At 68.9% G+C, this 18,608-nt stretch carries 18 protein-coding genes; 11 read left to right on the top strand and 7 right to left on the bottom strand.

Features of this window, described 5'->3' with window-relative positions; all coding sequences use genetic code 11:
* From F1643_RS07010 to F1643_RS22445, 10 genes are all read left to right on the top strand, one after another.
* The gene (locus F1643_RS07010; RefSeq protein ID WP_149228359.1) at positions 1-441 is read left to right on the top strand and encodes a ribulose bisphosphate carboxylase small subunit; all 441 of its coding nucleotides are present in this window, start codon (positions 1-3) and stop codon (positions 439-441) included.
* A complete protein-coding gene (gene rpe / locus F1643_RS07005) occupies positions 431-1,153 on the top strand; it encodes a ribulose-phosphate 3-epimerase (RefSeq protein WP_194912211.1) in 723 nt (240 codons plus the stop codon). The genes F1643_RS07010 and rpe overlap by 11 nt, the downstream gene beginning before the upstream one ends.
* On the top strand, positions 1,150-2,082 hold the full coding sequence (gene cbbX / locus F1643_RS07000; protein ID WP_194912210.1) for a CbbX protein: 933 nt from the start codon (positions 1,150-1,152) through the stop codon (positions 2,080-2,082). The genes rpe and cbbX overlap by 4 nt, the downstream gene beginning before the upstream one ends.
* A 45-nt stretch (positions 2,083-2,127) precedes the next feature.
* Positions 2,128-3,240 (top strand): class 1 fructose-bisphosphatase, encoded by a 1,113-nt coding sequence (locus tag F1643_RS06995; protein WP_194912208.1) that lies wholly within the window; start codon positions 2,128-2,130, stop codon positions 3,238-3,240.
* Between the two features lie 14 nt (positions 3,241-3,254).
* Positions 3,255-4,130 (top strand): phosphoribulokinase, encoded by an 876-nt coding sequence (locus tag F1643_RS06990; protein WP_194912205.1) that lies wholly within the window; start codon positions 3,255-3,257, stop codon positions 4,128-4,130.
* Between the two features lie 165 nt (positions 4,131-4,295).
* Positions 4,296-6,359 carry a transketolase gene (gene tkt / locus F1643_RS06985; protein ID WP_206692385.1) on the top strand — a complete coding sequence of 688 codons (2,064 nt, stop codon included), beginning with the start codon at positions 4,296-4,298 and terminating at the stop codon, positions 6,357-6,359.
* Positions 6,360-6,390: 31 nt separating this feature from the next.
* Positions 6,391-7,428 (top strand): class II fructose-bisphosphate aldolase, encoded by a 1,038-nt coding sequence (gene fba, locus F1643_RS06980; RefSeq protein WP_194912203.1) that lies wholly within the window; start codon positions 6,391-6,393, stop codon positions 7,426-7,428.
* A 176-nt stretch (positions 7,429-7,604) separates the two neighbouring features.
* On the top strand, positions 7,605-9,392 hold the full coding sequence (locus F1643_RS06975) for an NAD(P)H-dependent oxidoreductase subunit E (RefSeq protein WP_370540505.1): 1,788 nt from the start codon (positions 7,605-7,607) through the stop codon (positions 9,390-9,392).
* Between the two features lie 10 nt (positions 9,393-9,402).
* Positions 9,403-10,542, top strand: coding sequence for a 2Fe-2S iron-sulfur cluster-binding protein (locus F1643_RS22450; protein ID WP_255542492.1), 1,140 nt, complete (start codon positions 9,403-9,405; stop codon positions 10,540-10,542).
* Positions 10,452-12,173, top strand: coding sequence for a molybdopterin oxidoreductase family protein (locus F1643_RS22445; protein ID WP_255542518.1), 1,722 nt, complete (start codon positions 10,452-10,454; stop codon positions 12,171-12,173). Before F1643_RS22450 ends, F1643_RS22445 begins: the two co-directional genes overlap by 91 nt.
* Here F1643_RS22445 and F1643_RS06965 read toward each other — a convergent pair.
* Genes F1643_RS06965 through F1643_RS06940 form a run of 6 tightly spaced genes read right to left on the bottom strand, consistent with a single transcriptional unit; the run spans position 12,133 to position 16,449 of the window.
* On the bottom strand, positions 12,133-12,870 hold the full coding sequence (locus tag F1643_RS06965) for a (5-formylfuran-3-yl)methyl phosphate synthase (RefSeq protein ID WP_194912202.1): 738 nt from the start codon (positions 12,868-12,870) through the stop codon (positions 12,133-12,135). The two genes, F1643_RS22445 and F1643_RS06965, sit on opposite strands and share 41 nt — an antisense overlap.
* On the bottom strand, positions 12,867-13,451 hold the full coding sequence (locus F1643_RS06960) for a DUF447 domain-containing protein (protein WP_194912200.1): 585 nt from the start codon (positions 13,449-13,451) through the stop codon (positions 12,867-12,869). Before F1643_RS06960 ends, F1643_RS06965 begins: the two co-directional genes overlap by 4 nt.
* Before the next feature lie 3 nt (positions 13,452-13,454).
* Complete coding sequence (locus tag F1643_RS06955; RefSeq protein WP_194912199.1) at positions 13,455-14,840, bottom strand: DUF6513 domain-containing protein; 1,386 nt, start codon at positions 14,838-14,840, stop codon at positions 13,455-13,457.
* Positions 14,816-15,478, bottom strand: a complete 663-nt coding sequence (locus F1643_RS06950; protein ID WP_194912196.1) for an aspartate/glutamate/uridylate kinase — start codon at positions 15,476-15,478, stop codon at positions 14,816-14,818. Before F1643_RS06950 ends, F1643_RS06955 begins: the two co-directional genes overlap by 25 nt.
* On the bottom strand, positions 15,475-15,915 hold the full coding sequence (locus F1643_RS06945) for a dihydroneopterin aldolase (RefSeq protein WP_194912194.1): 441 nt from the start codon (positions 15,913-15,915) through the stop codon (positions 15,475-15,477). The genes F1643_RS06950 and F1643_RS06945 overlap by 4 nt, the downstream gene beginning before the upstream one ends.
* Positions 15,916-15,960: 45 nt before the next feature.
* On the bottom strand, positions 15,961-16,449 hold the full coding sequence (locus F1643_RS06940) for a DUF3280 domain-containing protein (RefSeq protein ID WP_194912192.1): 489 nt from the start codon (positions 16,447-16,449) through the stop codon (positions 15,961-15,963).
* A 99-nt stretch (positions 16,450-16,548) separates the two neighbouring features.
* Here F1643_RS06940 and F1643_RS06935 point away from each other — a divergent pair, with 99 nt between their 5' ends.
* On the top strand, positions 16,549-17,187 hold the full coding sequence (locus F1643_RS06935; RefSeq protein ID WP_255542491.1) for a hypothetical protein: 639 nt from the start codon (positions 16,549-16,551) through the stop codon (positions 17,185-17,187).
* A gap of 8 nt (positions 17,188-17,195) precedes the next feature.
* Here the strand turns inward: F1643_RS06935 and F1643_RS06930 are convergent, their stop codons facing one another.
* Positions 17,196-18,602 (bottom strand): quinoprotein dehydrogenase-associated putative ABC transporter substrate-binding protein, encoded by a 1,407-nt coding sequence (locus tag F1643_RS06930; RefSeq protein WP_194912189.1) that lies wholly within the window; start codon positions 18,600-18,602, stop codon positions 17,196-17,198.
* Between the last annotated feature and the right edge of the window lie 6 nt (positions 18,603-18,608).

Here is an 18,608-nt window from a genome sequence, read left to right as displayed (position 1 = left end):
ATGCGTCTTACCCAGGGCCAGTTCTCCTTCCTGCCGGATTTGACGGACGAGGAGATCACCAAGCAGGTGCAGTACGCCCTCGACCAGGGCTGGGCCGTGGCGGTGGAGTTCACCGACGACCCGCACCCGCGCAACAGCTATTGGACGATGTGGGGCAACCCCATGTTCGACCTGCGCGACGCCAAGGGCGTCATGATGGAGATCGACGCCTGCCGCACCGCCCATCCCGAGCAGTACGTCAAGGTCCTCGCCTTCGACAGTTCCTATGGGTTCGAGACGGTGCGCATGTCCTACCTGATCAACCGTCCGGCCGTGGAGCCCGGTTTCGAGCTGCTGCGGTCGGAGGGGCCGGGGCGGCGCATCGGCTACACGGTACGCAGCTATGCCACCGGCCGTCCCTCGGGCGAGCGCTACGGCGGGGAGGCGCGTCATGGGGCGTGAGCTGGGAGAGGGCTACTGCCTCGCCCCGTCGATCCTCTCCGCCGACTTCGCCCGGCTGGGCGAGGAGGTGGAGCGGGTGGTGGAGGCGGGTTGCGAGGTCGTCCATGTCGACGTGATGGACAACCATTACGTCCCCAACCTGACCATCGGTCCGCTGGTCTGCGCCGCCATCCGGCCGCGCACCCGTGCGATCATCGATGTCCATCTGATGGTGCGGCCGGTCGATGCGCTGGTGCCGCTGTTCGCCAAGGCCGGCGCCGACATCGTCAGCTTCCACCCCGAGGCGTCCGACCATCCCGACCGCACCCTGGCACTGATCCGCGAGCAGGGCTGCCGCGCCGGGCTGGCGCTGAACCCGGCGACACCGCTGGCGCATCTGGACCATGTGATGGACCGGCTGGACCTGATCCTCGTCATGTCGGTCAATCCCGGCTTCGGCGGGCAGTCCTTCATCCCGTCCGCCTTCGAGAAGATCGCCGAGGTCCGCCGGCGCATCGACCGGCACCGCGAGCGCACCGGCCGCGCCATCCGGCTGGAGGTGGACGGCGGCATCAAGCCCGACAACATCCGCGCCATCGCCGATGCCGGCGCCGACATCTTCGTCGCCGGGTCCGCCATCTTCGGCGATGCCGACGCCGACGGCGGCTATCGCGGCGTGGTCGGGCGAATGCGCGCCGCGCTGATGGCCGAACCGGAATGGAGGGCGGCATGAGCGACGCGGCCGACCTTCTCGCCCCGGAAACCGCCCCGGAAACCCGTGACCAGCCGCCCGACGCGCCGTCCGTCGATCTCGACGCGCTCTACCGCGAGTCCGGCATCGGGGAGATGCTGGCGGGGATGGACCGTGAGCTGGTCGGGCTGACGCCGGTGAAGACCCGCATCCGCGAGATCGCCGCCCTGCTGCTGGTGGAGCGCGCCCGCCGCAGCATCGGCCTTCGGGCGGAGCCGCCGTCGCTTCACATGTGCTTCACCGGCAATCCCGGCACCGGCAAGACGACGGTGGCGCGCCGCATGGCCGGGCTTCTCCATGGGCTGGGCTATATCCGGCGCGACCATGTGGTCAGCGTCACCCGCGACGATCTGGTCGGCCAGTACATCGGCCACACCGCGCCGAAGACGAAGGAAGTGCTGAAGCGCGCCATGGGCGGCGTGCTGTTCATCGACGAGGCCTATTACCTCTACCGGCCGGAGAACGAGCGCGATTACGGGCAGGAAGCCATCGAAATCCTGCTGCAGGTGATGGAGGACAACCGCGACGATCTGGTCGTGATCCTCGCCGGCTACCGCGACCGCATGGAGGTCTTCTTCCGCTCCAACCCCGGCATGGCGTCGCGCATCGCCCACCATGTCGATTTCCCCGACTACGAGGCAGCGGAACTGCTGGAGATCGCCCGGCTGATGACGGAGGGCATGCAGTACCGCCTGGCGCCGGAAGCCGAGCGGGCGATGGGCGACTACATCCGCCGCCGCATGGCCCAGCCGCGCTTCGCCAACGCCCGCTCCATCCGCAACGCGCTGGACCGCGCCCGCCTGCGTCAGGCCAACCGCCTGTTCGAGGCGCGCGGCAATGCCATCGCCGCCAATGACCTGCTGACCATCGCCGAGGAGGACATCCGCCGGAGCCGTGTCTTCACACAATAGGCCCGCAAAAAGCCGGCCGGACAAAACACGAGAGAGGGGGAACCGATGCCGCACCGTCACACGACCTTCAGCAAATTCATCATCGAGGACCAGCGCCGCCGTGGCGGGGCCGACACCGACCTGACCGCGCTGCTCAACGACGTGCAGACCGCGTGCAAGTTCATCGCCAGCGCCGCCGCCCGCGGGTCGCTGACGCCGTCCGCCGGCCAGCCGGCCGCACCGGCGCCCGAACCCGGCGTCAACGTCCATGGCGAGACGCAGAAGCCGCTGGACCTGATCGCCAACGAGATCATGCTGCGCACCTGCGAGTATGGCGGCAAGCTCTGCGGCATGGCGTCGGAGGAGATGGAGGAGCCCTACCGCATCCCCCGTGAATATCCGCGCGGCCGCTATCTGCTGGCCTTCGATCCGCTGGACGGCTCGTCGAACGTGGACGTCAACCTGACGGTCGGCACCATCTTCTCCATCCTCAAGGCGCCCGACGGTGTCGACGAGCCGGAGGTGGAGCATTTTCTCCAGCCCGGCACCCGGCAGGTGGCGGCGGGCTTCGCCCTCTATGGCCCGGCCGACATGATCATCGCCACCTTCGGCGAGGGCGTGCACGGATTCACGCTCGACCGCGAGATCGGCGCCTACACCCTGACCCATCCCGACATGCGCATCCCCGACCATGTCTGCGAATTCGCCATCAACAGCTCCAACGCCCGCTTCTGGGAACCGCCGGTGCGCCAGTATGTCGAGGAGTGCATAAAGGGGAGCTCCGGCCCGCGCGAGGCGGATTTCAACATGCGCTGGATCGCGTCGCTGGTGGCGGAAGTCTACCGCATCCTGATCCGCGGCGGCGTCTTCCTCTATCCGCGCGACGCCCGCCCCACCCACAAGCCGGGGCGGCTGCGCCTTCTCTACGAGGCTAACCCTATCGCGATGCTGGTGGAGCAGGCGGGCGGAGCGGCCAGCACCGGGCGACAGCGGATTCTCGACATCAAGCCGATGGCCCTGCACCAGCGGGTGCCGGTGATCCTGGGATCGAAGGCGGAGGTGGAGCGGCTGGTCGCCTATCACGCCGCCTATGACAGGGGGGAGGAGCTGGCCTTCCACGCCCCGCTGTTCGGCAGCCGGTCGCTGTTCCTGGCGCCCGAATCCGCGGCGCTCGGTTGAGGGAGGAACGCACAATGTCGGCCCGTCATCCGATCATCGTCGTCACCGGCTCTTCCGGTGCCGGGACCACCACCGTCACCCGCACCTTCCAGCAGATCTTCCGCCGCGAAGGCATCGCCGCCGCCATCGTCGAGGGCGACAGCTTCCACCGCTACGACCGCCGGGAGATGCGCGCCAAGGTCGCCGAGGCGCAGGAGGAACCCCATTCGACCTTCAGCCATTTCGGCCCCGACGCCAACCTGTTCGAGGAGCTGGACGACCTGTTCCGCAGCTATGGCGAGACCGGCGGCGGCCGGACCCGCAAGTACCTGCATGACGAGAAGGAGGCCGAACCCTACGGCCAGGACCCCGGCACCTTCACGCCCTGGGAACAGATCGAGCCCGGCACCGACCTGCTGTTCTACGAGGGGCTGCACGGCTGCGTGCGCACCGAGCGCGTCGATCTCGCCCGCCATGCCGACCTGAAGATCGGTGTCGTTCCCATCGTGAACCTGGAGTGGATCCAGAAGATCCACCGCGACCGCAACCTGCGCGGCTATTCGGAGGAAGCCATCGTCGACACCATCCTGCGGCGGATGCCGGACTATGTGAAATACATCTGCCCGCAGTTCAGCAGCACCGACGTGAATTTCCAGCGCGTGCCCACGGTGGACACCAGCAACCCCTTCATCGCCCGCGACATCCCGACCTCGGACGAAAGCATGCTGGTCATCCGCTTCACCCGGCCGAAGGGCATCGACTTCCCCTATCTGCTGTCGATGCTGAAGGACAGCTTCATGACCCGGCCCAACACCATCGTCTGTCCGGGCGACAAGATGGCGCTGGCGATGCAGCTGATTTTTACGCCGATGATCTGGCAGCTGGTCGACCGCAAGAAGAAGGCGTTCTGAGGGGGGCTCATCTCTTCGGTCGTCATTCCCGCGAAGGCGGGAATCCAAACTTTGCAGGTCCTTGCATTGGAAGCTCTGGATCCCCGCCTTCGCGGGGATGACGCCGAGAGGACGGCCGCTCCGTACCGCCAAGCAAAAACACCCACCAGGGGAAGGACACCAACCATGAACGCGTCGATGACCGCGGCCGTCGAGGTCCGCGAACAGGACCGGCTTGCCTTGCCACCCGACACACCCGACCGTGGCTCCGGACGCCGCCTGCTGGCAAACGCCCTGCGCATTCTCGCCATCGATGCGGTGGAGGCCGCGAACTCCGGCCATCCCGGCATGCCGATGGGGATGGCCGACATCGCCGAGGCGCTGTGGCGGCGCCATCTGCGCCACAATCCGGCCGATCCGCGCTGGCCCGACCGCGACCGCTTCGTGCTGTCGAACGGGCACGGCTCGATGCTGCTCTACGCGCTGCTGCACCTGACCGGCTACGACCTGCCGATGGAGGAGCTGCGGCGCTTCCGGCAGCTCGGCTCGCGCACGCCGGGGCATCCGGAATACGGGCTGACGCCGGGGGTGGAGACGACCACGGGGCCGCTGGGGCAGGGCCTTGCCAATGCCGTCGGCATGACCTTGGCCGAACGGCTGCTGGGGGCGGAGTTCAACCGGCCGGGGCACCGGATCGTCGACCACAGGACCTTTTGCTTCGTCGGCGACGGCTGCCTGATGGAGGGGATCAGCCACGAGGCCTGCTCGCTGGCCGGTACGCTCGGGCTGGAAAAGCTGGTGGTCTTCTACGACGACAACGGCATTTCCATCGACGGGCCCGTCACCGGCTGGTTCACCGATGACACGGCGCAGCGGTTCGAAGCCTATGGCTGGCGGGTGATCCGCGAGGTCGACGGTCACGACGCCTACGCGCTGGACACCGCAATCGACGAGGCGCTGGCCCCCTGCGGCAAGCCGACGCTGATCTGCTGCCGGACGGTGATCGGCCATGGCTCCCCCAACCGGGCCGGCTCGGCCGAGGCGCATGGCGCACCACTGGGCTCGGCGGAAGTCGCCGCGACCAGGGCCTCGCTCGGCTGGACCTCCCCGCCCTTCGAGCTGCCGGAGGAGGTGCGTGCCGGCTGGGACGCCCGGCGGCGCGGTGCGGCGATGCAGGCCGATTGGCAGGCGCGCTTCGATGCCTATGCCGGCTCCCACCCGCAACTCTCAGCCGAGTTCCTACGGCGCATGCGCGGCGACCTGCCGGAGGGGTTTGCCGAATCCGCCGACGCCTGGATCGCCGCCGTCGCGGAGCGGGCGGAGCCGATGGCGTCGCGCAAGGCGTCCCAGCAGGCGATCGGCGCGCTGGCTGACTTGCTGCCGGAACTGCTGGGCGGATCGGCCGACCTCACCGGCTCCAATCTCACCGACTGGCGGGGGAGCGGCGGGCGCCACCTGCATTACGGGGTGCGGGAATTCGGCATGGCCGCGGTGATGAACGGCATCGCGCTGCATGGCGGCTTTCTGCCCTTCGGTGGCACCTTTCTGGCCTTCTCCGACTATTCCCGCAACGGCCTGCGCCTGTCGGCGCTGATGGGGCTGCGCGTGGTCCATGTCTTCACCCATGACGGCATCGGCCTGGGCGAGGACGGCCCCACCCACCAGCCGGTGGAGCATGCCGCCAGCCTGCGCCTGATGCCGAACCTCGACGTCTGGCGCCCCTGCGATGCCCTGGAAACCGCCGTCGCGTGGCGGGCCGCGGTGGAGCGGGCGGAGGGGCCGACCGCGCTGCTGCTGTCGCGCCAGACCCTGCCGGCCCAAGGAACAGGCCGGACCGGTACGGACCGCGCCCGCGATGCCGTTCGCGGCGGCTATGTGCTGGCCGACGACGAACGCCCTGACGTGGCGCTGATCGCCACCGGGTCTGAGGTCGCCATCGCCATGGAGGCGCGGCGGCTGCTCGCCGGCCGGGGTGTTGCCGCCCGCGTCGTTTCTATGCCTTGCTGCGAGGTCTTCGACCGGCAGGACCCCGAATGGCGAAGCAGAGTGCTGCCGGACGACATTCCCCGGCTGGCGGTGGAGGCCGGGGCGACCGGGCTGTGGCGCGCCCATGTCGGGCTGGGCGGCGACGTGGTCGGCCTCGACCGCTACGGCGAATCCGCCCCCGCCGCCGATCTCTACCGCCATTTCGGCATCACTGCGGAGGCGGTGGCGGACCGCGCCCAACGCCTCTGCTCCCCCCAGTCCTGAATCCTGTGCCCTGAACCGGAGACCTCCCCCGATGGCCCTGATCTCCCTCCGACAGCTCCTCGACCATGCGGCCGACCATGGCTATGGCGTGCCGGCCTTCAACATCAACACCATGGAGCAGATCCAGGCGATCATGCAGGCGGCGGACGATTGCGCCAGCCCGGTGATCCTGCAGGCGTCCGCCGGCGCGCGCAAATATGCCGGCGAGCCGTTCCTGCGCCACATGGTCCAGGCGGCTGTGGAGATGTGGCCGCACATTCCCATCTGCCTGCACCAGGACCATGGCGCCAGCCCGGCCGTCTGCCAGCAAGCCATCCGCTCCGGCTTCACCAGCGTGATGATGGACGGCTCGCTGCTGGACGACATGAAGACGCCGGCCGGCTACGACTACAACATCCGCGTGACACGGCAGGTGGTGGAGCAGGCGCACGCCGTCGGCGTCTCGGTGGAGGGCGAACTGGGCTGCCTCGGCTCGCTGGAGACCGGCCGGGCGGGGGAGGAGGACGGGTCCGGCGCCGCCGGCACGCTGTCGCGCGACCAGCTGCTGACCGATCCGGACCAGGCGGCGGATTTCGTGGCGCGGACGGGGGTGGATGCGCTGGCCATCGCCATCGGCACCAGCCACGGCGCCTACAAGTTCAGCCGCCGCCCGGACGGCGAGGTGCTGGCCATCGGCCGCATCCGCGCCATCCACGACCGCATCCCCGACACCCATCTGGTGATGCACGGCTCCTCCAGCGTGCCGCAGGAATGGCTGGAGATCATCCGTGCCCATGGCGGCAGCATCCGCGAGACCTACGGCGTCCCGGTCGAGGAAATCCGCGAAGGCATCCGCAACGGTGTGCGCAAGGTCAACATCGACACCGACATCCGCCTCGCCATGAGCGGCAGCCTGCGCCGCGCGATGATGACCCGGCCCGAGGAGTTCGACCCCCGCAAGTTCCTGGCCGAAGCGACAAAGGCCGCCCGCGCCCTCTGCCGCGAGCGGTTCGAGGCCTTCGGCTCGGCAGGGCAGGCGGACAGGATCGCCCCGCTTCCGCTGGAACGCATGGCCGCCCGCGCCGCCTGATTCCCCAACAATCCCAACACCCCATCCGACATTCCCATCCAGCGGAAGGCGGGGATGATTTAGGATGCTGACTTTCAGCAAAGGATGCGTTACCGTGGCATCTGGTATACGAGACACCAGGAACTCGGATCGCGACACCCAGAAGCGCGGACCATCCAGCAGAGGCCAGAAACGCCGTGACCGCATTCCCTCCGATCATCAGCGCCAAGCCGCCGGGCGGCGTTCCTGCCCGCAGTATCCATCCCGGCTCCGGTCGCCGCAAGACGCGCGACCAGCAGAAGGGCCGTCAGGTCGATCCCGTCAGCCTTGAGGAGGTGCGGGCGCTTCTCGGCGACCGCTCCCGTCAGGCGGACCTGCTGATCGAGCACCTCCACCTGCTGCAGGACCATTATCGCTGCCTGCATGCCCGTCACCTCGCCGCCCTGGCGAAGGAGATGAAGCTGGCGCTGGTCGAGGTGTTCGAGGTGGCGTCCTTCTACGCCCACTTCGACATTGTGATGGACGGCGAACCGGCGCCGCCCAAGCTTACCATCCGCGTCTGCGATTCGCTGAGCTGCGCGCTCGCCGGGGCGGAACAGCTGCATGAGGCGCTGAAGGCCGGCGTCGACGAGCGCGAGGTCCGGGTCGTGCGCGCGCCCTGCATGGGCGGCTGCAACAACGCGCCCGTCGTGGCGATCGGCCATGCCCCGCACGAGAACGCGACCGTCGAGAGCGTGCTGGATGCGGTGGCCCATGGCCATATCCACCCGGACATTCCCGACTATCTCGGCTTCGACGAGTATATCCGCGGCGGCGGATACAAGATGCTGGCCGAATGCCTGGACGGTGCGCGCGACGTCGATCAGGTGCTGAAGATGCTGGAGGATTCCAGCATCCGCGGCCTGGGCGGCGCCGGCTTCCCCACCGGCCTGAAATGGCGCTATGTCCGGGCGGAGTCGGGGCCGCGCATGATGGCCATCAACGGCGACGAGGGCGAGCCCGGCACCTTCAAGGACCGCTTCCATCTGGAGCGCGACCCGCATCGCTTCCTGGAGGGGATGCTCATCGGTGCCTGGACGGCCGAGGCGACGGACGTCTACATCTATCTGCGCGACGAATACCCGCAATGCCGGGAAATCCTGTTGCGCGAGATCCCCAAGGTCGAGGCCGCCGGTCTCGCCCGTCACACCCGCATCCATCTGCGGCGCGGTGCCGGCGCCTATATCTGCGGCGAAGAGTCGGCGATGCTGGAGAGCATCGAGGGCAAGCGCGGACTGCCGCGCCACAAGCCGCCCTTCCCGTCGGTGGTCGGCCTGTTCGGCCGCCCGACCCTGATCAACAACATCGAGACGGTGTTCTGGGTCCGCGAGATCCTGGAGAAGGGCGGCTCCTGGTTCGCCAGCCACGGCATGAACGGGCGCAAGGGGCTGCGCACCTTCTCGGTCTCCGGCCGGGTGAAGGAACCGGGGGTCAAGCTGGCACCGGCCGGCATCACGCTGCAGGAACTGATCGACCAGTATTGCGGCGGCATGGCCGAGGGCCACACGCTGAAGGGCTATCTGCCCGGCGGCCCGTCGGGCGGCATCCTGCCGGCGTCGATGGCGAACATTCCGCTCGATTTCGGCACGCTGGAACCGCACGGCTCCTTCATCGGCTCGGCCGCCGTCGTCGTGCTGTCCGACAAGGACAACATGCGCGACGTGGCGCTCAACCTGCTGAAGTTCTTCGAGGATGAGAGCTGCGGCCAGTGCACGCCCTGCCGGGTCGGCACCGAGAAGGCCGTGCGCCTGATCAGCGAGCCCGAATGGGACGAGGAACTGCTGACGGCACTCGCCAGCGTGATGGGCGATGCCTCGATCTGCGGCCTGGGGCAGGCGGCGATGAACCCGATCAAGCTGGTGATGAAGCATTTCCGCGAAGACTTCGTGTCGCGCCAGGGCACGGCCCCGAGTATCGCCCAGGGCGCAACCGGATCGCAGGGGTAAGGAGACCGACATGTCCCACGGCATCACGTTCACCCTGGACGGCACCGAGGTCGAGGCACGCAACGGCGAGACGATCTGGCAGGTCGCCACGCGCCTGGGCACCGAAATCCCGCACCTCTGCCACCGGCCGGAACCGGGATACCGCCCGGACGGCAACTGCCGCGCCTGCATGGTGGAGATCGAGGGGGAGCGCGTGCTCGCCGCCTCCTGCATCCGCAAGCCCAAGCCCGGCATGACCGTGCGCACCGCGTCGGAGCGGGCCAAGTCGTCGCGCAAGCTGGTCTTCGAACTGCTGCTGGCCGACCAGCCGGAGCGGGAGACCGCGCACGACCCCAACTCCACCTTCTGGAAATGGACCGACAAGGTCGAGATCGCCGGCAGCCGCTTCCCCACCGTGGACCGGCCGAACAAGACCGACGACATGTCGCACCCGGCGATGGCGGTCCAGCTCGACGCCTGCATCCACTGCAACCTGTGCGTCCGCGCCTGCCGCGAGGTCCAGGTCAACGACGTCATCGGCATGGCGGCGCGCGGGCATCTGGAGAAGATCGTCTTCGATTTCGACGACCCGATGGGCCAGTCCACCTGCGTCGCCTGCGGCGAATGCGTGCAGGCCTGCCCGACCGGCGCGCTGATGCCGGCGACATTGGTGGACGAGAAGGGCGTCTTCACCAACGCGCCCGACCGCGAGGTGGACTCGGTCTGCCCCTATTGCGGCGTCGGCTGCCAGCTGACCTACAAGATCAAGGACAACAGGATCGTCGCCGTCGACGGCCGCGACGGCCCGTCGAACCAGAACCGGCTCTGCGTCAAGGGCCGCTTCGGCTTCGACTACGCCCATCACGGCGACCGCCTGACCGTGCCGCTGATCCGCAGGCAAGGCGTGTCGAAGCACGACGTCGACATCGACCCGATGAACCCCTTCACCCATTTCCGCGAGGCGACCTGGGAGGAGGCGCTGTCCGCCGCGGCCGGCGGCCTGCGCAAGATCCGCGACGAGCGCGGCGGCAACGCGCTGGCCGGCTTCGGATCGGCCAAGGGTCGAACGAGGAGGCGTACCTGTTCCAGAAGCTGGTCCGCACCGGCTTCGGCACCAACAACGTCGACCACTGCACCCGGCTTTGCCATGCCTCGTCGGTGGCGGCGCTGATCGAGGGCGTCGGGTCGGGGGCGGTGTCGGCCCCGTTCATGGCGGCGGAGGATGCCGAGGTCATCGTCATCATCGGCGCCAACCCGACGGAGAACCATCCCGTCGCCGCGACCTTCTTCAAGAACGCGGCGGAGCGCGGGGCGAAGCTGATCGTCATGGATCCGCGCGGGCTCGCCATGGCGCGACACGCCACGCACATGCTGCAGTTCACGCCGGGCCGCGACGTGTCGATGCTCAACGCCATCCTCCACACCATCATCGCGGAGGGGCTGTACGACCGCCAGTATGTCCAGGCCAACACCGAGGATTTCGAGGCGCTGGCCGAGACGGTCAAGGACTACCCGCCGGAGGAGATGGAGAAGGTCTGCGGCATTCCGGCCGCCACCCTGCGCACGGTGGCGCGGCTGTTCGCGCGGTCGAAGGCGTCGATCATCTTCTGGGGCATGGGCGTGTCGCAGCACATCCACGGCACCGACAACAGCCGCTGCCTGATCGCGCTGTCGCTGGTCACCGGCCAGATCGGCCGCCCCGGCACCGGCCTGCACCCGCTGCGCGGCCAGAACAACGTCCAGGGCGCGTCCGACGCCGGCCTGATCCCGATGTTCTACCCCGACTACAAGTCGGTCGAGGATCCGGAGGTGCAGTCCTTCTACGAGAATTACTGGGGCACCAAGCTGGACGGCAAGCGCGGCCTGACCGTGGTCGAGATCATGGACGCCGTCCATGACGGCCGGATCAGGGGGCTCTACATCGAGGGCGAGAACCCGGCGATGTCCGACCCCGACGTGACGCACGCCCGCGAGGCGCTGGCCATGCTGGACCATCTGGTGGTGCAGGACATCTTCCTGACCGAGACCGCCAAATACGCCGACGTGGTGCTGCCGGCCTCGGCTTGGCCGGAGAAGGACGGCACGGTCATCAACACCAACCGGCAGGTCCAGATGGGCCGCGCGGCGGTGCCGCTGCCGGGCGAGGCACGCCAGGATCTGTGGATCATCCAGGACATGGCGCGCGGGCTCGGCCTGAACTGGAACTACACCCATGTGTCGGAGGTGTTCGCGGAGATGGTCGGCGCCATGCCGTCGCTCGCCAACATCACCTGGGAGCGGGTGGAGCGCGAGGGCTCCGTCACCTATCCGGTGGACGGGCCGGACCAGCCCGGCCACGACATCGTCTTCGGCAACGGCTTCCCGACCAAGACCGGGCGCGGTCGCTTCGTGCCGGCGCGGCCGATCAACCCGGCGGAGACGCCCGACCTCGATTATCCGCTGGTGCTCACCACCGGCCGCCAGCTTGAGCACTGGCACACCGGATCGATGACCCGGCGGTCGAGCGTGCTGGACGCGGTGGAACCGGAGGCGGTCGCCTATGTCTCCCCGCACGACCTGACCCGTGCCGGGATGAGGACCGGCGACTACATGCTGGTGTCGAGCCGGCGCGGCACGATCCGGCTGAAGGCCCGCATCGACGACCGCATGCCGGTCGGTCTGGTCTTCATCCCCTTCGCCTACGCGGAAGCGGCGGCGAATGTGCTGACCAACCCGCAGCTCGATCCCTTCGGCAAGATCCCGGAGTTCAAATACTGCGCGATCAAGATCGAGAAGGCGGAGATGGCCGAGGCGGCGGAGTAGCGCCAGGAAGACCGGCAAAGGCGGTGGCGACCCGCGCCACCGCCTGCGGGTCGATGCCCGCGGTGCGCTCCCCGCCGCAGAGCGCGCCGCGGAAACCGAGGTAATCGGGCGACAGGGCCGAGAGGGCCGGGATGTCTGCAACCCGCAGCGACCCGGCCAGCCCGGTCAGCAGCCCATGCGCTCGTGCGCAGCACACGAACGCGGATAGATTCGCATCGTGCCAGTGGTGGCGCAGCCCGTGGCGCTTGCCGGCGGTGTCCAGCATCGCCCCGCGAAAGCCGGCGGATGCCAGCCGGTCGACGGGCAGGCAGCCGGGGTCCGGCGGCCAAAGGTCGGCGAAGAGCACGGCGACCAGTTGCACCCCTTCCGCCGCCAGCGGAGCCAGCGCGTCGATGCAGCGGTCGGGCGCTCCATCGGGCGCGAAGCCGATCTTGACGAAGTCCACGCCGGTCCCGGCGACCCGGCGCGCTGCAGGCTCGACGATCTCGGGCCGCATCGGATGGTCGCCGATGGTCGCGCTCAGCCGCGGGCGTCCGGGCAGGGCCGCTAGTTCGCGCACCGTCGCGGTGATGTCGTCCACCGCCCAAGCCCCCAGTGCCCCGGCGGCGGGATCCTTCAGGTCCAGGATGTCGGGCGCTGCCGGCAGGATCAGAGGGATTTCTGCCGCATCGGCGACGCTGGCCAGCCAACCGGTCATGAGTTCTCCCCTCCGCGGTGGGCGGCGATCCGCTCCATCAGCCAGTCCCAGGCTTCCAACTCACGCGGGCCGGCGGTCTTGCCGATGGCGATGGACAGGTACTCGACTTCCCGCTCGATCTTGTCGGCGGGCAGCATGTGCAGGCGGCTGACCAGGATGGCCGCCTCGATCACCGCCGCCTGCGCCCGATTGTGGCCACGGAAAGGGGCATGTGTCACGGCATGGATGGTGCGGCAGTGGAAGCGCGGGCGGACCGGGTCGTCCTCCACCTCGGCCACCACGATCTCCTCATGAGACAGGCAGTCGGCGAGACGCGGGGCATCGACCCGCTCCGCCGCAGCGGTCGGCCAGTCGCGCCGCCGCCCGCTGATGCAGCCGGAGAAGACCCGCACATCGTCGGTGTGGTTCACCACCGCGCAGCGCCGTGCAAGCAGATTGTCCAGCGTCCGCGACGGCCGGAACGGCGCCAGGATGAAGCTTTCCCCGTCGCCGGCCGGCTCCACCGTCACCCCCATCGGCGCCACATGGGGCTGCCCGTCGGCGCCGGTGGTGGTGATGATGGTTTCGCGGATCAGGGGCATGGTTCAGCCGCCTCGCTTGGTCGGGCCGGTGGCGTGGAATCCGGTGGGGTCGTCCTTCGGCTCGTCCGTCGCCACTCCCCAGCGCAATTCGCTGTCCTGGGCATAGCGCTTGCCGAGTTGCCACGCGATCTGCGCCCGCGCCAGTTCCACCCCCAGATAAAAGGCATGGCCGGTATCGGTTCCAAGATCGAGCTTCGGAAACAGGTCGAACGGATCGGTGGAGCGGTGGTGGCCGTCGCGATTGTAGAGATGGATGCCCTCAGCGCTGACCTCCACCCGGTAATTGGGATCGCGGATCTGCGCCGCGGTCTCGGCGATCAGAGCGGCGTCGCGGACGAAGGGCCGGCGGTCACGCAGGCACAGTAGGCCGGTGCCGAAACCGCGCGGCATGCTGTGCGCTGCGCGGGCGGCGAAGAACTGGCGCCGTGCCGCGTCGAACTCGCGGATGGCGCGCCGGCAATGCGGGCTGACCTGCACCGCCAGGACATTGCCGATGCGCAGTTCCGAGACCACCCCCATCAGCACGGCGGTGATGCCGGAGGTGTCGGCGTCGGTCAACTCGGTCACATTGCCGATGCCCATCAGGATCTCGGCGTCGGGCCAGCGCTCCCGCACGGTGCGGTAGCGCAGCAGAGAGTCGGTGAAGCCGTGGTGGATCGGCTCCAGGATCGGATCGATCAGGAAGCGCCGTCCGCGGCGGGTCATGGCGTCGACGGCGCGTCCGAGGCTGTCGAGATCCGGCGGGGTGGTCGGGATCAGCACCGGCACCGCATCGCCCTCGTCGGCGAGGTGGACCGTTTCCTCCGTCAGGCTGAGCAGATAGTCGGCACCTGACCTCGTGGCGCGGAGCAGTTCGTCGACATTCAGGGAATCGACGCTGACGGCAAAGCCCGCATCGTGCAGGGCGCCGATCGCCTCCTCCAGATGGGGAAAGGGCGTGTCGGGCAGGCAGCCGAGGTCGATGACGTCGGCGCCATCGGCGCGAAGCTCCGCCGCCTTGGCGAGGATGGCGGCGGTGTCGCGCGACGGCGCGTCCACGATCTCGGCGAAGATGCGGGTGTCGTGGCGGCTGAGGTCGAGCGGGCGGGCCTGCCGCTGGAAGTATTGGGGCAGATCCTCCAACTCGTCGGGGCCGCGTTCGACCTCCGTACCGAAATGTGCGGCGAGGGCGGCGAGATCGCCGCGGAACCGGCCCGGCAGCAGGATCAGGTCGGCCCCGTGCGCGGAGTCCAGCCGCCGCAGCACGATCTCGGTGGTGGCGAGCGCCGCGACCTTGACGCCGAGATTGACGATGGTCGCCGCGAAGGGCAAGGGGGCGAGCGAGTCCAGAACCTGACGCAAGCGGTTCTCGGCCAGGGAGCCGGTCAGGAATAGGATGTGCCGGGCCATGCCGCCTCCCGTTCCCGCTCCACCCACAGCCGGATGCCGGCCGGCGGACCGCCGCGCAGTTCCGCCACGAACAGTGGCAGGTCGTCCCGGCCGACGCAGCGGACCTCTGCCGACAGCCGCTCCATGCGTCCGGGCAGGACCGGGTCGATCACGCCGGCCCGCGCCAGCGCCCGCGCATCCGCCGTTCCCGGCGGCAGCGGCGCCGATTTCACCAGCACCAGCCGCTCCGCTCGCAGCCGTTCGGCCAGCCATGCCGCCAACGTGTCGGAGGTGACGTCCCAGCTCTCCTCCACATCCGCGTCGACCGACAGCGTCGCCGGCAGCCAAACCGCCGTTGCCTGCGCTTCCGCCAAATCGGCCATGGTCCGTGCCGGCTGCAGCCCCGGCTCAAGGTCGAGCAGCGCCAGCCCATATTGTTCCATGCCCAGGATCGCCATCCGGTGCGCCGCGGATGCGCCATAGCCCAGCACCGGCTGCGCATCGCGGACCGCATCGGCGAACGGACCGCCGCCGGGAACGATGACGATGTGCCGAGCCCGCTCCGCCGCCAGCGCGGCGAGCCAGGGGTGCAGGGCAGGGCCGTTCCACAGGCTGCCGCCCAGCTTGACGACCCAAGTGGCAGGCCAAATCCCACTCATCGCGACTGCTCCCGCGCGCCGGTCAGCACCACGCCGACGCCGGCCGCCTGGGGCACGATCTCCAGCTTTTCCACCTGGACCCGGGCGAAGACCGCTTCCGGCGGCGACAGGCAAAGGGCAAGCAGCTTTTCGGCCAGGACCTCCAGCAACTGGATGTGCGGACTCTGCTGGAAGGCCTCGACACCCTGGATCAAATATTCGTAGGAGACGACGGCGTCGAGATCGTCGACGAAGGGGCGGTTCGGCACCTCGACCGTGACGGTCAGGCTAACTCGTACGCGCTGGGTGCGGGTCTTCTCGTGGTCCCAGACGCCGATGTGGAAATCCCCGACATAGTCGCGCAGCACGAGGTCGTAGCGGCGCATGACGGCCCTGGCGGGCGGCGGCCGCAGGACGTTCATGATGGTGATGTAGCCGCTCTGTGAATCGTCCGGCATCTTTTGCGTCCTCCCCGCCGCCTGTCCTTCCTGGAGCCGCCCAACTCACCGCTTGGCCGGCGCATGCTCCGCCAGCCGGTGTTCGACCAGCCAGGCGACGCCGCGCGACCAGGCTGCGGCATTGTCGCCGCGGATGTCGCCGCGCGCCGTCGTCACCGCTTGGCCGGTGCCGACATCCTCGACCGCCACGGCGATCCACAGGATCAGGCTGCTGACCTTGCGGACCACGCCGAACACGACCAGATCGGCACCGGCGGCGCGTGCGATGTCGGTCTCGCAGCCGTTGCAGGTCCGTATTTGAGTGCCCGGCGGCACCAGCTCTGCCGTGGTCGCGTCGTCGATCACGTCATAGCCCTTGGCGTCCAGCGCCCGGCGCAGTTCCGCGCTGACCCGCTTCAGACGCTCCGCATGCTCGGCCGACCGGGGTTCGCCGCTGCTGTCCTCAAGCTCCAGATCGAGCACCAGCGTCCGCGCCGATGCGGTTGCGGCGCCCGTGACGCCCGGTGCCAGACCGAGGACGAGCCCTGCGATCATAGCGGCTCCGAACTTCCTCCCCGCATGATCCATCGGGCTTCCCCTTTTGCGCAGCGGTTCCGATTGCACCGGATCGTTGGTGTTGCCATCATTCTCGGCATGCATCGATTTTCTTCCATCTCCACTGCGGCTCTGGCCGCGGCACTGATCGCAGGCTTGCCCGCCCTTGCGGCAGCCCAACCGGCTTCTTCGGCTCAGAAGAATCCCGATTGGCCCTGCCCGCAGGTTCTGGTGCCGGCCCTGTCGCCGGCTTCGGTCTGGGACGGCCCGTCGATCGACGGGCTGGGGGACGAGTGGCAGCGCGATGCGGCAATCGCCACCCTGGTGCGGCGTGCGGCCGACGACGGCATCGACCCTGCCAGCCTGGAGCCCGAAGCGACCTCGCTGGCCGGCCCGGTGCGGAAGGGGGCGGAGCAGGAGCATGACCGCAAGCTCGCGCTGGTCTTCGCCGGCACCTTCCAGACGCTGGACCGCCAGCGCACCGCCGCCATCGCGTCCATCGAGCGCTATGCCCAGCATCAACGGGCCCTGCGCGAGCGCATCGCCGCCGCCCTGCGCGACCTCGACGCCGCATCGGGCGATGCTGCCCATGCGCAGGAGATCAAGGCCGCCATCGCCTGGGATCGCCGCATCCTCGACGACCGCCGCCGGGCGCAGACCGCGGTGTGCGAGCAGCCGGCCCGCATCGAACAGCGGCTCGGCCAGATCGCGCGCATGCTGTCGGCGCTTCTGTCCTGAGGCAGCACTCAGTTCGCCACCTTGGGTTCGGGTTCGACCGTGACGAGTTCGCGGCCTGCGGCCGTCCAGCCATCGGTGCCGGCCGGGTACCATTTGACCGCCTGATATCCGAGCGCCACCGCGCGTTTGGCGGCATTCCAGCTCATCCAGCAGTCCGGCTGGCAGAACACCACCAGCGGACGCTTGCGGTCGCCCGCGGTCAGCGCCTCCAGGCTGGTGCGGAAATAGGCATCCTGATCGGCCGATGGAGTGCCGTAGCCGACATTCGGCAGCCAGTGGGCTCCCGGCAGGCTGCGGTGCGGCGGCGGGACCCAGCGGCTTCCCGGTGCCAGCCCTTCGGGCTTCGGAGGCATCGGCAGGACATCGACCAGGACGGCGCCGGCCTTCGCCAGCCGCTCGACCTCCTCCGGTCCCACCGTCTCGGCGCCGCGCAGGGCCGGCGGGGTGGGTGCGCGGTAGTCGGCCATGCGGTAGCCGTCCGGTTCCGGCACCGCTGCTCCAGGCGTCGCCGCCTCAACCGTCGCCGCCTCAACCGTCGCCGCCTCAACCGTCGCCGCCTCAACCGTCGCCGCCTCAACCGTCGCCTTTGCCGACGCCGCCCGGATCGACCCGTCGGCGTTGGCGAGCGGGACATGGTAGTCGGCGAGGATGCGGTCGATATCGCCCTGGCGGCGGACGATGAAGTCGTTCAGCCAGTGACGCCAGTCCGGCTCGTCCGGGCGGATGCCCATGGAAATCATGTATTGGAAGGGCGAAGCGCCCGGCTCGTCCTTCAAGGGCACGACCGCCAGCGGCACGGACTGCCGGGCGGCGAAGAAACCGGCGATGGGACCCCAGACGATGGCCGCGTCGGTGCGGGCCGCCGCGACATCCTCCACCGCCTGCTGGGCCGGGTGGTGGGCGCGCGTGTCGGTGTCGAGCTGGTAGGGTTCCAGGTTGGTCAGCCCGTGGCGCAGCATCACCGCGGACGGCGGCGTGCGGGCGACGACGCCGATGCGGGCCCCCTGCAGCGACGGATCGGTCAGCGTCCTGGCCGTGATACCGGAATCCTTGCGGTAGATCAGCGCGTAGGTGGACCGGTAATAGGGGTTGGTGTTCTGCATCAGCTCTTCGCCGACCGCCGTCCCCATCACCAGATCGCATTGCCGGGTGCGCAGCGTGTTGCGGACGAAACCGATGGTCTGCGGCCACCAGGTGAAGGCCAGCGGTACATTGAGCTCGTCCGCGATCAGCTTGGCGATCCGGTTCTCGAACCCCTCCTGCCGGTCGTTGGAGAAGGGAAGCAGGTTGCCGTCGGCGCAGACGCGCAGAACCTCCGTCGGAATGCCTTCCGCAGCAAAGGCGGAGTTGCCGGCGGGTGCCGCCGCACAGAGCACGGCGGCCAGCATCAAGGAAAGAACGGGCCGGCGGATCATGCCGGA

The sequence above is a fragment of the Azospirillum sp. INR13 genome, assembly GCF_015390205.1.
In the GTDB taxonomy this organism is placed as follows: domain Bacteria; phylum Pseudomonadota; class Alphaproteobacteria; order Azospirillales; family Azospirillaceae; genus Azospirillum.
This window is presented reverse-complemented; position numbering and strand designations above follow the sequence as displayed.